Below are 12,840 nucleotides of genomic sequence, written 5' to 3' on the forward strand. Positions count from 1 at the left end.
ACCTGAATAGTTACTTTTATACTTGGTCATTGCTGGCCGCATATTTGGGGCCTTCGCTGGCGTGATGCCAGAAGTCTCGGCGCTGGTTTTTGGGTTATGGCTTGCCAGGATAATCGCCCAGCGACTGGCCCATGCTGATCGGGTGACCCAGGGGGTTGAAGTCGCCGAACGCGGTCTCGCGCCCCAGGCACATCACCACGGTGGAGCCGAGCTTGAAGCGCCCCATTTCCTGGCCCTTTTCGATCACGATCGGTTCGTCGAAGCGGGTCGTCTGCACCCGGCCACTGAGTGGCGTGATCTGGCCTGCCCAGGTCGTTTCGATGGCGGCGACGATCATCGCGCCGACCAGCACCATCGCCAGCGGTCCATGTTCGGTATCGAAGATGCACACCAGACGCTCGTTGCGGGCGAACAGGCCAGGGACGTGATTGGCGGTTGCCTGATTGACCGAAAACAGCCGCCCCGGCACATAGGTCATTTCCCGCAGGGTGCCGGTGATCGGCATGTGAACGCGGTGATAATCCTTGGGCGAGAGGTAGACCGTGGCGAAGCTGCCCTGGCGGAACGGGGCCGCCCGCGCAACATCGCCGCCGAGCAGCGCATTGAGCGAATAGGTCTGGCCCTTGGCCTGGATCAGGGTGCCGTGCTCGATCCGGCCGAAACGCGACAGCACGCCATCCGCCGGCGATACCAGCCCTTCGCCGATGGGGCGTGCATCGGGCTTGAGCGCGCGGGTGAAGAAGTCGTTGAAGCAGGCATAGGCTGATGGATCGGGTTCGAGTGCCTGCTGCATGTCGACCCCGTAGGTATGAATGAAGCGGCGGATGAACAGGTCCTTGACCCAGTCGATGCGGCAATCGGCAATCTTACCGATCAGTCGCGAAATGGCGTGCTGCGGCAACGGATACTGAATCCTGGCGAAGAGTTCCTGACGATCCACGGTGGTGGCGACCCCGAAGTTTGGAAGGCGGACAAGGTAGCGGGACTGCAGGGTCGGTGCAACCGGGCTTCGCCCGGAGCTATAAGCTTTAAGCTGNNCTCGACCGGCGTCTCGTCGCGGTTGCCCCATTCCTTCCACGAGCCGGGGTAGGCGCGGATGTTGTCGTAACCCAGCGCCTTGGCGGCGAGCCAGGTCAGGCCGCTGCGATGATGGCTCTGGCAATGGGTGACGATCTCCTTGTCCGGCGTCAGGCCGCGGGCTTCCAGCTCCGAAATGAGTTCGGCGTAGTCGCGCAGGCGCAGGTCGCGATTCTTGTCCATCACGTCGAGCCAGTCGAAGTTGACCGCGCCGGGGATATGGCCGAGCTTGCGGTTCTGGCCCTTGGTGCCGCGATATTCTTCCTCGGAACGGGCGTCCCATACCGCCAGGCCGGGTTCGCCGAGACGCTCGATAAGCTCCTCGCGGCGAATCTGGGCCTGCGGATTCAGGTAGGCTGCCTGGTAGTCGCTCGGTGTCGGTTGGCTGGCCTCGGTGGAGATCGGCTGGCCGTCGGCACGCCAGGCATGAATGCCGCCGTTGAGGTACGAGTAACGGCGGTGCCCGATCAGTTCCAGGGTCCAGAGTAGACGCCCGGCCCAGCCGCCGCCTTCGTCGTCGTAGGCGACGACATGGGTTTGCGGGGTCAGCCCGAGTTCGGAGAACAGCGTGCTCAAGGCGGCTTCGGAAGGCACGTCGTTGGGCACTTCGCCGGTATTTGCCAGTAGCCGGCGATGATCGAGAAACACGGCGCCCGGCACATGGCCCTCGGTGTAGCTTTCGGCCTTGAGCGGGACATCGATGACCAGCAGATGCGGATCGTCGAGATGGGCGGCCAGCGTGGCCGGGTCCAGAATCAGGGGCAGCTGCGGCGTTTCCGAGCTCATGGCGGACTCCTGTCGCGATCGAGTGTCATGAAGCGATGATGGCACACGCCAGCCTGAGTAGGTAGATGAATGGCAACTTGGCGGCGGCGGCACGAGCCGGCCGGATTCGCTATACTGCGCGCCGCTCGAGAGAGGCCAGGCGTGATTTAGGCACGAAATCCTTCTCGGCTCTTTTCATGGGGACTTTCGTCGTATACAAAATTCACCGGTGCGACGCCGTTCGCATCATCAATAACAATCATGATTGCCAGGAGATTCTGCGTGCTCGAAAAATTGTTTTCCCTGCGTTCGCTTGAGACGACGCCGAAGACCGAAGTGTTGGCAGGTGTAGCCACCTTCCTGGCGGCGATGTACATCATCGTGGTCAATCCTTCCATTCTCTCCAGTGCCGGGGTGCCGTTCGCCGGGGCGCTGACGGCAACCGTGCTGATCAGCTTCTTCGGCAGCGTGATGATGGGGCTCTACGCGCGCAACCCGATCCTGGTCGCCCCGGGCATGGGTATCAATGCGCTGTTCACCTACACCATGGTGATGGGCGCGGGGATTCCGTGGCAGACGGCGCTGGGCTGCGTGTTCTGGTCGGGCGTGCTGTTCGGCATCCTGGCGCTGTTCAACGTACGTCGTTATGTGGTCGACGCGATCCCGGCGACGCTACGCCACGCCATCGCCTGCGGTATCGGCCTTTTCATCACGGTGATCGGTCTGGTCAACGCCGGCATGCTGGTTTCCAACCCGGCGACGGTCGTCGGGCTCGGTGATATGACGCCGACCCTCGTCACCTTTCTGGTCGGGCTGGGTATTACCGCGGTGCTGGTGGCTCGGCGCGTACAGGGTGCGCTGATTCTGGGTATCGTCATCACCACGGTTCTGGCCATTCCCATCGGTCGCCTGTGGGGCGATGCCAGCGCGATGTCGCCCACCGGTTCGCCGACGCTGGTCAATTTTCAGGGAGTCTTCGCCTGGCCCGATTTCGGCGCCATGGGGCAAGTCGATTTCGTCGGCGCGCTGTCGGTCGCCTACTGGCCGTTCATCTTCGTGATTCTGTTCACCACCTTCTTCGATGCGATGTCGACCTTCATCGGCGTGTGTCAGGCGGGCAATCTGCTCGACGAACACGGCGAGCCGCGCAATATCCGCCGCTCGATGATGGTCGATGCCTTCTCCGCGCTGGTTTCGGCGCCGCTCGGTACCAGCCCGGCCAACGCCTATGTCGAATCCGCCGCCGGCATCAGCCAGGGTGGCCGTTCCGGACTGGTTGCGGTGGTGGCTGGGCTGCTATTCCTGCCATTCCTGTTCCTGTCGCCGCTGCTGGCTCTGGTACCGGCGATCGCTACCGCGCCGGCGCTGATCATGGTCGGGGTGTTCATGCTCTCGCCGATCCGCACCATCGACTGGCAACAGTACGACGACGCGATTCCGGCCTTCGTGGCGATGCTGCTGATTCCGCTGACCTACTCGATCACCCACGGCGTGGTGTTCGGTTTCCTGACCTACGTGGTGGTCAAAGTCGGTGTCGGTAAATCACGCGAAGTACGCCCGGCGATGTGGGTGCTGTTCTTCCTTTCCGTCCTGATGTTGTTCGAAGGCTGATCCAGGCTGTCTACGCTCGATCACTCTTTATTAAAAAGCGGCTCGAAATACTCATTTACAGACACGTAAACTCCGTTTTCTCGCCGCTATTTGCCTCGATTGATCGCTCGACGAGCCTGGCTGACGGCCGAATCTATCAACACTACCAAGATTGCCGCGTCCCAGAACGCGGCGATCTTTTTTACCATCAAAATCATGCCTGGATGACGCGTTCCTTGTGGTGGGGCTACGACTGTCGAGTCTTGATCCAGCCTATTGCTCGACGTGACGAGGGGGCTTAACGCTCGCCCCCTCGTCGCTCCCCCTCTTTTCGCGCCACAAGACGACGAAACCCTGAACGACTTCCGCTTATGCTCGGGTCGGCGCGCAAGGACATCCCTGTCCAGGCGCGCCTCTTGTGGCATCCATGCCACAAGACCCGGCTCAGCGGGAGCCGTTCAGCGTCGTCTTGAAAGGCGCCTGGGGCGGCTTCGATAAATCTTGGTGGCTCTCAGGAGGGCGCGGCGATATCGTCTCTGATGCGCTGAAAGCTGGCGAAGCGTTCGGGATGGATATCGCCACGTCCGACCGCCTCGATCAGGGCGCAGCCGGGTTCTTCCCGGTGACGGCAGTCGCGGAAGCGGCAGTGGCCGAAGAACGGGCGGAACTCGATGAAGCCTTCGGCGAGTTCGCGCTCGTCGAGATGCCACAGGCCGAATTCGCGGATGCCGGGGGAATCGATCAGGTCGCCCTCGCGGGGGCGGCCGGCCTCGCCGTTTTCCGGCAGCGGGTAGAGCCGGGCGGTGGTGGTGGTGTGCTTGCCCTTGCGAGTGTCCTCGGAGAGCGCGCCGATACGCAGCGTCTCGCCGGGCAGCAGGCGGCCGATCAGCGAGGATTTGCCGACCCCGCTCTGGCCGACGAACACCGAGGTACGACCGGCGAGCCGGGCATGCAGGGTATCCAGGCCATGGGCCTGACGTGCCGAGGCCTCGACCAGCGGGTAGCCGAGCGCGGCGTAGCGTGCGAGTAGTGCCCGCACCGCGCCGCCTTCGCTGGGCAGCAGGTCGCTCTTATTGAGCACCAGCACCGGTGGGATGCCGGTGTTCTCGGCGGCGACCAGATAGCGGTCGATCAGATTGGCATGAGGCGCGGGCTCGGTGGCGATGACGATTAGGATCTGGTCGATGTTGGCGGCCACCGGGCGTAGTTGGCCGTGGGCATCGGGGCGCTCGAGGACGCTGGCACGTTCGCCGCGGGCCACCACCACGCCGCTGCCGTCATTGGCCTCGCGCCAGATCACGTTGTCGCCGGTGACCAGCCCTTCGAGATTGGCGCGCAGATGGCAGCGATGGCGGGAAACCTGCTCGCCGTCCGTTGCCTCGACTTCCAGCGAGCGGCCGAAATGCGCCGCGACCCGGCCGGGGCGTTCGCCACCGTATTCGCCCGCCTCGAGACCTGCGGTGTCGCGTGCGGCCCGTCGCGAGGCCCGCTCGGCCCGTTCGGCCTGGACTTTTTCCACGCGCCAGCGCTGCTGGCGAGTCAGTTTGCGTCGGCTCATTGCCCATCGATCCTGGCGGGAAGGTAGAATGGCGGCATTGTAGCCATCCCTATCCGCCGTGTCCGCCCGCATCTGTCGCGCGGCGGCATCGATCTGGAGCTTTTCATGCCGGCATCTTCTGTTTCCCCAGTTCCTTCTTCCAGCGCTCCTTCCACCGTGCGCAGCGATCTCCTGGTCTGGATCGACCTGGAAATGACCGGGCTCGATCCCAACCGCGAGCGCATCATCGAGGTCGCGACGTTGATCACCGATGACAATCTCGAACTGATCGCCGAGGGGCCGGTGCTGGCCGTGCATCAGCCGCAGGCGCTGCTCGATGGCATGGACGACTGGAACAGGAAGACGCACGGCGACTCGGGGCTGATCGAGCGCGTGCGCGCAAGCCTGGTCGATACCGCCGAAGCCGAACGCCGCACGCTCGAGTTTCTCGCCGGCTACGTGACGCCCGGCTCATCACCGGTATGCGGCAACAGCGTGCATCAGGACCGGCGTTTTCTGGAGCGCGAGATGCCGGCGCTCAATAATTTCTTCCACTACCGCAATCTCGATGTCTCGACGCTCAAGGAACTGGCCAAGCGCTGGAATCCGGCGGCCGCGGAGAGCTTCACCAAGCGCAACACGCATCAGGCGCTGGACGATATCCGCGAGTCGCTGGCGGAGCTTCGGCATTATCGGGAGACGTTTCTGAAGCTTCAGAATCAGGCGGGCCAAGGAAATGCTGAATAAATCGGCGAGCAGAATGAAGTGCAAGGCGCCCGGAGCGCAGCAACCGGAGCCTATGGGGTATAGGTGAGGATTGCGAGCACCGCGTAACGCAGCGATTCGTCTGCGCAGACATTTATGCAGCGTTTTCCTAAACGCTGGCGATGCGCGCCTCGCGCTTGATCCGTTGCTCTTCCAGTGCCCAGCGAACGTGCTCGCGAACCAGGTCGGAAGGGTAGGCGAGGCGTGCACGCAGGGCGCTTTCGACGCGCTCGCTCCAGGGCGCGTTGCCCAGCCCCACGGCGAGATTGCGCAGCCAGCGTTCGTAGCCGATGCGTCGGATCGCGCTGCCTTCGGTGCGCTTGAGGAACTCGGCCTCGCTCCAGGCGAACAGCTCGATCAGTTCGGCGCGGTCGAGGTTGTGACGCGGAGCGAAGTCCGGCTCGGCGCTGGCGCGGGTGAAGCGGGTGAACGGGCACACCAGTTGGCAATCATCGCAACCGTAGATGCGATTGCCCATGGCGCGGCGGAACTCGAGCGGGATGCTGCCGTGCAGTTCGATGGTCAGATACGAGATGCAGCGCCGCGCGTCGATCACCTTGTCGTCGATGATCGCGCCGGTGGGGCAGGCCGTTCGGCAATTCGAGCAGGAGCCGCAGTGTTCGCGTTCGAACGCCGGGTCCAGCGGTAACGGCAGATCGGTGTAGAGTTCGCCGAGGAAGAACAGCGACCCCGCCTGGGGATTGAGCAGCATGGCGTTCTTGCCGAACCAGCCGAGCCCGGCCTTCTGGGCGAGCGCGCGCTCCATCACCGGGGCCGAATCGACGAAGGCACGGTAGCCGATCCGCCCGACTTCCTGCTCGATCCGGCGTGCCAACTGGTCCAGGCGCTTGCGAATCAGCTTGTGATAATCGCGTCCGAGGGCATAGCGTGAAACGTAAGCCTTGCTCGGTTGTCCCAATACCTTGGTGGTCTCGATCTCGGGCGGCAGGTAGTCCATGCGCGCGCTGATCACGCGCAGGGTGCCGGGAACCAACTCCTGAGGGCGTGTGCGCTTGGTGCCGTGCCTGGCCATGTAGTCCATCTCGCCGTGGTGGCCGGCCGCCAGCCAACGCTCGAGGTAGCGCTCATGGCTTGCCAGGTCGGTATCGGTGATACCGATGGCCTGGAAGCCGAGTTCGCGCCCCCACTGCTTGATGCGCGAGGCGAGATCGTCGAAGTCGATGCTCGATGGCTGTGACATGGCGCTTCGAGAAGCAAGGATTGGGAGTCTGGGTGCGCTACCCTACACCACTATAGGTTCAGCGGCATCCTCCGTTGCCGCTACCTAATTCGACAGGAGCCAAGATGTCCGTCTCTTCTCATCAACGTCCGCTCTCCTCTCATCAGCATCCGCTGTATTCGGCCGAGCAGGTTCGCGAGCTCGACCGGCGGACCATCGCTACCGAGGGTGACGGCTTCGCACTCATGCGGCGTGCCGGCGAGGCCGCTTACGACGCCTTGCGTGCGCGCTGGCCGTGGGTACGACGGCTTTGCGTGCTCTGCGGTGGCGGCAATAACGGTGGCGATGGCTATGTCGTCGCGGCCCTGGCCGCGGCCGATGGATTGGCGGTGGATCTGGTGGCGCTGAAACCCCCCGGCGAGCTCGCAGGCGATGCGCGGCGCGCCCATGCGCTGGCCGAGGAGGCCGGAGTCGAGGCGGTGAGCTGGGACGACGAACTGACCCTGGACGGCGAGATCATGGTCGACGCCATGCTCGGCACCGGCGCCAAGGGGGCGCCGCGGGAACCGTACGCCGCGGCGATCGCCCAGGTGAACGCCGCGGCGCGGCCGGTCATCGCCATCGACGTGCCGTCCGGCGTCGACGTCGATACCGGGCACGTCGAAGCCGCGGCGGTGCAGGCGACGATGACGATCACCTTCATCGGCGACAAGTTCGGACTGCATACCGGCGCCGCGCTGGATTACGTCGGCGACGTCGTGCATGCGGACCTGGGCGTCGATGGTCGCCGCCATGCCGATCTGACACCGGTCGCCTGGCGCCAGTCGCGGCGCGATATCGCAGCGGCGCTGCCGGCGCGCTCGCCCAACAGTCACAAGGGGGCCCACGGCCACGTGCTGGTGGTCGCCGGTGCACCCGGCATGGGGGGCGCGGCGCTGATGACCAGTGAGATGGTGGCTCGCATCGGTGCCGGCAAGGTGAGCCTGGCCACCGATCCCGCGCACGTCTCGGCCAGTCTGACCCGGTTCCCCGAAATCATGGCGCATGGCGTTCGTGGCACGCCCGACCTGGCTTCGCTGATCGCTGCCGCCGATGTCCTTGCCGCGGGGCCCGGCATCGGCACCGGCGCCTGGGGCCAGGCCGCGCTGCGTTGCGTGCTGGAAGCCGGTAAACCCTGCGTGATCGATGCCGACGGGCTCAACCTGCTGGCCGCGCGCTGGGAAGGATATCGGCGCGACGATTGGGTGCTGACACCGCACCCGGGCGAGGCGGCGCGCCTGCTGGGGTGCTCGACGGCAGAGGTCCAGCGCGATCGTCGCCAGGCCGTCGTCGAGCTGCAGCGGCGCTGGGGCGGAACCATCGTGCTCAAGGGCGCCGGCAGCCTGGTCTTCGACGGCGAACGCCTGATGCTGTGCCCATTCGGCAATCCCGGCATGGCCAGTGGCGGCATGGGAGACGCACTGACCGGCGTCGTCGCCGGTCTGCTGGGGCAGGTGGATGGCGTCGCCGAGGCGGCGCGGATCGGTGTCCTGATTCACGCCCTCGCGGCCGACGCTGCCGCGGAAGCGGGAGGAGAGCGTGGTTTGCTGGCTAGCGATCTGGCATCCTATGCGCGACGTCTGGCCAACCCTCAATCTTTACCGAATCATGCCGATCACGCTTAGCAACGAAGCCGCCCAGGTGGCCTTTGGAGAATCCCTGGGCCATGCCCTGGAAGGCCATGGTCAGGTTCATCTGATCGGCGAACTGGGAGCCGGCAAGACGACCCTGGCACGGGGAATCCTGCGTGCCTATGGCCATACCGGGGCGGTAAAAAGCCCGACCTATACCCTGGTCGAACCGTATGAAATCGGCCGTTACCACATCTACCACTTCGATCTCTATCGCCTCGGCGACCCCGAGGAGCTCGAGTTCATCGGTGCCCGCGACATGCTCGGGAGCGAGTCTCTGAGTCTGATCGAGTGGCCCAGCCGGGGGGCTGGATGGTTGCCGAGAGCGGATCTCGAGCTCCATCTGGCGCTGGCCGGCGAGGGCCGTACGGCCTGGGCCGTTGCCCATGGCGAACACGGGCATGCCGTGCTGGCCGGACTGCCGGCGGATTTGAGTCACCCATGTTTTTAAGTCACCCATGTTTTGAATCTCAGGGATGCTGAATGCTGACAGAAGTTCGAGAGACGCCGCTCGCCGACGACGATGAGGATGTCTCGTTTCCACCGACCGGCGCCGGACACGCCGGTTTTGCATTGATGGCCCTGACGTTGACGACGCTGTTTTTTACGTTGACGACTTTGATTGTGACGTTGACGACTCTGGCTGTGACGCCGCTTGCCGGTTGCGGCGCTCGGCGGCGCATGCTGGGTCGTCACGGGGTGACGATGTTGGTTTCCTTGGGCTGTCTCGGCGCTGCCGTCCAGGTCCAGGCCCAGACGGTGACGGTCGATAACATGCGGCTGTGGTCGGCCCCGGACCATGTACGTCTGGTATTCGACATGTCGGGGCCGGCCAACGCCAACGTCTTCACCCTCGACAACCCCGATCGCGTGGTCATCGATCTCGACAGCACCGATCTGGATTTCGACGTCGACAAGCTCGATCTGGATGACAGCGCCATCGACAAGGTTCGCACCGGCGTGCGAGAAAGTGGCGGCCTGCGCGTCGTGCTCGACATCAATCGCGCGGTGGTGCCGAAGAGTTTCACCCTGCCGCCCAACGAGCAGTATTCCGATCGCCTGGTGGTCGATCTCGTCTATCCGGGAGCGAGTGCGGTCGAGGACCCGATCGACCCCATCGAGGCGATGATTCGGGACCAGGAGATCGCCGCGCAGCGCGCCCAGACCGAAGCGGTCGCGCAAGGCAATGAAGAGAAGGCCGACGAGATGGCCGCCGCGGTCGAGGCGCAACCGCATCCCAAGCGCGACATCATCATCGCCGTCGATCCGGGGCACGGCGGAGAGGACCCGGGTGCCACCGGCCCCAACGGCACCCGCGAAAAGGACGTCGTGCTCGATATCGCGCGCAAGCTGAAGCAGCGTTTCGACCAGACGCCGGGCTTCAAGGCGTTCTTGACCCGCGATGGCGATTACTATGTCGGGCTGCGCCAGCGCACGCTGATCGCGCGGCAGCAGAAGGCCGACTTCTTCGTCTCGATTCACGCCGACGCGGTGCGCAGCAGTCAGCCCTTCGGCAGTTCGGTCTATGCGCTGTCGCAGAGTGGCGCGACCTCGGAAACCGCCCGTTGGCTGGCGGCGACCGAGAACCAGTCGGATCTGATCGGCGGCGTCGACGGCAACCTGAGCCTCGACGACAAGGACGAAGTCCTGCGCGGCGTGCTGCTCGATCTGACCATGACCGCGACCATGAACGACTCGCTGGCGACCGGCGGCCAGGTTCTCGACCAGTTGGGACGGATCAACAAGCTGCACAAGTCGGGCGTCGAGCAGGCCGGGTTCGTGGTGCTGAAATCGCCCGACATTCCCTCGCTGCTGGTCGAGACCGGGTTCATCTCGAATCCGCGCGAGGAGGCGCAGCTGCGCTCGTCGGCACATCAGGCGCAACTGGCGCAGGCAATCTACGCCGGCATCGTGGCGCATTTTCGCCAGCATCCGCCGCCCTCGAGCCTGTTGGCGTGGCAACGCGACCAGGGCCGGGGTGGTGCCAGCAATGAATATCGCGTCCAGTCGGGCGATACGTTGTCCCAGGTGGCGGCGAGCCATAACATCTCGATGAAGGCGCTGAAGCAGGCCAATGGCCTCGACAGCGATATTCTCCGGGTGGGGCAGGTGTTGACCATTCCATGACGACGCTCTGCCGGAAAAATGCCTGCGCTCGCCCATACTGCGTTAAAAATCGGCTTAAAATGCTCATTTACAACCTCGTAAACTCCGCTTTTGCGCCGATTTTTGCCTTGTCTGGCCGTCGCTCGCCGATTTTTCAGTCAGAGCGCGGTGACGGTGGGGAGATGTTGCCATGACTGAGCCGTCACGCATACGCATTCTCGATCCCCGGCTAGCCAACCAGATTGCCGCCGGGGAAGTGGTCGAGCGGCCGGCTTCGGTGGTCAAGGAGATCGTCGAGAACGCCATCGACGCCGGTGGCCGGCGGATCGAGATCGAGCTGGAGGCCGGCGGGTCGAGACTGATTCGGGTGCGCGACGACGGCAGCGGCATCGACGAGAGCGATCTGCCGCTGGCGCTGTCGCGTCATGCCACCAGCAAGATCGCTTCGCTGGAGGATCTCGAGGACGTCGCCAGCCTGGGCTTTCGCGGTGAAGCGCTGGCCTCGATCAGCGCGGTATCGCGCCTGGAGTTGATCTCCAATGCCGCCGACGATCCGAGCGGTGGTTGGCGAGTCGTCGCCGAAGGGCGCCAGATGGAGCCCCGAGTGACCCCGGCGCCGCATCCGCGCGGTACCTCGGTGCTGGTGCGCGATCTATTCTTCAATACTCCGGCGCGACGCAAGTTCCTGCGTACCGAGAAGACCGAGTTCGGCCATGTCGAGGAGGCGTTCCGGCGCCTGGCGTTGTCACGCTTCGATATCGCCTGGCTGTTGCGTCACAACCAGAAAGTGGCGCATCAGTTGCCCGCAGTGGCCGGCGATCAGGCCGGCCGCGAACGGCGTATCGGTGCGCTGCTCGGCAAGCGGTTCATCGACGAGGCGCTGCATGTCGACATGCAGGCGTCGGGGTTGCGCCTGTGGGGCTGGGTTGGCCTGCCGACCCATTCGCGTGCCCAGGCCGATCAGCAGTATTTCTTCGTCAATGGCCGTACGGTACGCGATCGTCTGGTGGCGCATGCGATTCGCCAGGCCTATCGCGACGTGCTGTTCCATGGCCGTCATCCGGTGTTCGTGCTCTATCTGGAACTCGATCCCCGGGTCGTCGACGTCAACGTGCATCCGACCAAGCACGAAGTGCGCTTCCGCGATGGCCGCCTGGTGCACGATTTTCTGTTCTCGAGCCTGCATCGTGCGCTGGCGGAGGTGCGGCCCAACGGCGCCGGCGTCGCGGAGGCCGCCGAGGAGGAAGACCAGCGCGCGCCCGCCGTGGCCCAGGCAACACCCGACTGGCAGCAGCAACGCATGCCGCTGGCCGGACAGCGCGATGTCGATAACGGCGGGGCTAGTGACGGCTGGCGCACGGACCGCGAGCGGCCTCCGGCCCAGCGTGTCCGCGAGTTCATGGCGGGCTACCACGCGCTGCATCCGGATCACGAGTCGACCTTGCTCACACCGCGAGAAGGCGGCGCCGGTGCGCCCGGTGGAGAAGCCGCCGAGGTCGCGCTGCGGGAGCGGCCCGCCAGGCCGGTGGCGACGCTGGCCGAGGGCGACGATACCCAGGCGCCGCCATTGGGCTATGCGATCGCCCAGCTGCATGGCGTCTACATTCTTTCGCAGACCGAGCGCGGCATGGTCATCGTCGACATGCACGCTGCCCACGAACGTATCGTCTATGAGCGCATGAAGCAGCAGATTCATGCCGGCGCGCTGGATGCCCAGCCGCTGCTGGTCCCGGTCTCGATCGCGGTCAGCGCGGGCGAGATCGAGACCGCCGAGCGTGAACGGGAGGCGTTCGGCCGGCTGGGCGTCGAACTCGATGCCGCCGGCCCGGAAACACTGTTGGTGCGTCAGATACCGGCGCTGCTCGCCGATGCCGATATCGAACCATTGATCCGCGACATGCTCGGCGACCTCGAACGCTTCGGACGTTCCGACCGCCTCGAGACCCGCATCAACGAACTGCTCAGTACCATGGCCTGCCATGGCAGCGTGCGCGCCAATCGGCTGTTGAGCGTGCCGGAGATGAATGCGCTGCTGCGCGACATGGAGCGCACCGAGCGCAGCGGCCAGTGCAACCACGGCCGCCCCACCTGGACCGAGATGTCGATGGCGCAGTTGGACAAACTGTTCCTTCGGGGGCAATGACGTGACG

9 protein-coding genes and 1 pseudogene are annotated in these 12,840 nt (G+C 64.6%); 6 read left to right on the plus strand and 4 right to left on the minus strand.

Going from position 1 to position 12,840, the window contains the following annotated elements; translation table 11 throughout:
- Positions 1-94: 94 nt before the first annotated feature.
- Both asd and DOM57_RS00890 read right to left on the minus strand, forming a co-directional pair.
- On the minus strand, positions 95-901 hold the full coding sequence (asd, locus tag DOM57_RS00885; RefSeq protein WP_239496062.1) for an archaetidylserine decarboxylase: 807 nt from the start codon (positions 899-901) through the stop codon (positions 95-97).
- Positions 902-1,038: 137 nt separating this feature from the next.
- A pseudogene (locus DOM57_RS00890) lies at positions 1,039-1,863 on the minus strand (sulfurtransferase); the annotation flags it as partial.
- 261 nt (positions 1,864-2,124) lie between these two features.
- Here DOM57_RS00890 and DOM57_RS00895 point away from each other — a divergent pair.
- A complete protein-coding gene (locus DOM57_RS00895; RefSeq protein ID WP_420820204.1) occupies positions 2,125-3,453 on the plus strand; it encodes an NCS2 family permease in 1,329 nt (442 codons plus the stop codon).
- Positions 3,454-3,943: 490 nt separating this feature from the next.
- Here DOM57_RS00895 and rsgA read toward each other — a convergent pair whose 3' ends face one another.
- A complete protein-coding gene (rsgA, locus tag DOM57_RS00900; RefSeq protein ID WP_110647362.1) occupies positions 3,944-4,990 on the minus strand; it encodes a small ribosomal subunit biogenesis GTPase RsgA in 1,047 nt (348 codons plus the stop codon).
- A 105-nt stretch (positions 4,991-5,095) separates the two neighbouring features.
- On the opposite strand from rsgA, the gene orn reads away from it, so the two are divergent.
- Positions 5,096-5,716: an oligoribonuclease gene (gene orn, locus DOM57_RS00905; RefSeq protein ID WP_110647363.1), complete on the plus strand. Its 621-nt coding sequence runs from the start codon at positions 5,096-5,098 to the stop codon at positions 5,714-5,716.
- Between the two features lie 127 nt (positions 5,717-5,843).
- Here orn and queG read toward each other — a convergent pair whose 3' ends face one another.
- Positions 5,844-6,935 (minus strand): tRNA epoxyqueuosine(34) reductase QueG, encoded by a 1,092-nt coding sequence (gene queG / locus DOM57_RS00910; protein WP_110647364.1) that lies wholly within the window; start codon positions 6,933-6,935, stop codon positions 5,844-5,846.
- 104 nt (positions 6,936-7,039) lie between these two features.
- On the opposite strand from queG, the gene DOM57_RS00915 reads away from it, so the two are divergent.
- The 4 genes from DOM57_RS00915 to mutL all read left to right on the plus strand — a co-directional run bounded on the left by DOM57_RS00915 (position 7,040) and on the right by mutL (position 12,833).
- Positions 7,040-8,578, plus strand: coding sequence for an NAD(P)H-hydrate dehydratase (locus DOM57_RS00915; protein ID WP_110647365.1), 1,539 nt, complete (start codon positions 7,040-7,042; stop codon positions 8,576-8,578).
- Positions 8,562-9,035 (plus strand): tRNA (adenosine(37)-N6)-threonylcarbamoyltransferase complex ATPase subunit type 1 TsaE, encoded by a 474-nt coding sequence (tsaE, locus tag DOM57_RS00920; protein ID WP_110647366.1) that lies wholly within the window; start codon positions 8,562-8,564, stop codon positions 9,033-9,035. Before DOM57_RS00915 ends, tsaE begins: the two co-directional genes overlap by 17 nt.
- Before the next feature lie 254 nt (positions 9,036-9,289).
- Positions 9,290-10,711, plus strand: coding sequence for an N-acetylmuramoyl-L-alanine amidase (locus DOM57_RS00925; RefSeq protein ID WP_239496070.1), 1,422 nt, complete (start codon positions 9,290-9,292; stop codon positions 10,709-10,711).
- 169 nt (positions 10,712-10,880) lie between these two features.
- Positions 10,881-12,833, plus strand: coding sequence for a DNA mismatch repair endonuclease MutL (mutL, locus tag DOM57_RS00930; RefSeq protein ID WP_110647367.1), 1,953 nt, complete (start codon positions 10,881-10,883; stop codon positions 12,831-12,833).
- Positions 12,834-12,840 lie beyond the last annotated feature (7 nt).

The organism is Salinicola peritrichatus (assembly GCF_003206715.1).
In the GTDB taxonomy this organism is placed as follows: domain Bacteria; phylum Pseudomonadota; class Gammaproteobacteria; order Pseudomonadales; family Halomonadaceae; genus Salinicola; species Salinicola peritrichatus.

Coding starts and splice junctions, on each gene's coding strand:
- rsgA (WP_110647362.1), bottom strand. CDS start 4,990: ATGAGCCGACGCAAACTGACTCGCCAGCAGCGCTGGCGCGTGGAAAAA.
- orn (WP_110647363.1), top strand. CDS start 5,096: ATGCCGGCATCTTCTGTTTCCCCAGTTCCTTCTTCCAGCGCTCCTTCC.
- queG (WP_110647364.1), bottom strand. CDS start 6,935: ATGTCACAGCCATCGAGCATCGACTTCGACGATCTCGCCTCGCGCATC.
- DOM57_RS00915 (WP_110647365.1), top strand. CDS start 7,040: ATGTCCGTCTCTTCTCATCAACGTCCGCTCTCCTCTCATCAGCATCCG.
- tsaE (WP_110647366.1), top strand. CDS start 8,562: ATGCCGATCACGCTTAGCAACGAAGCCGCCCAGGTGGCCTTTGGAGAA.
- DOM57_RS00925 (WP_239496070.1), top strand. CDS start 9,290: ATGTTGGTTTCCTTGGGCTGTCTCGGCGCTGCCGTCCAGGTCCAGGCC.
- mutL (WP_110647367.1), top strand. CDS start 10,881: ATGACTGAGCCGTCACGCATACGCATTCTCGATCCCCGGCTAGCCAAC.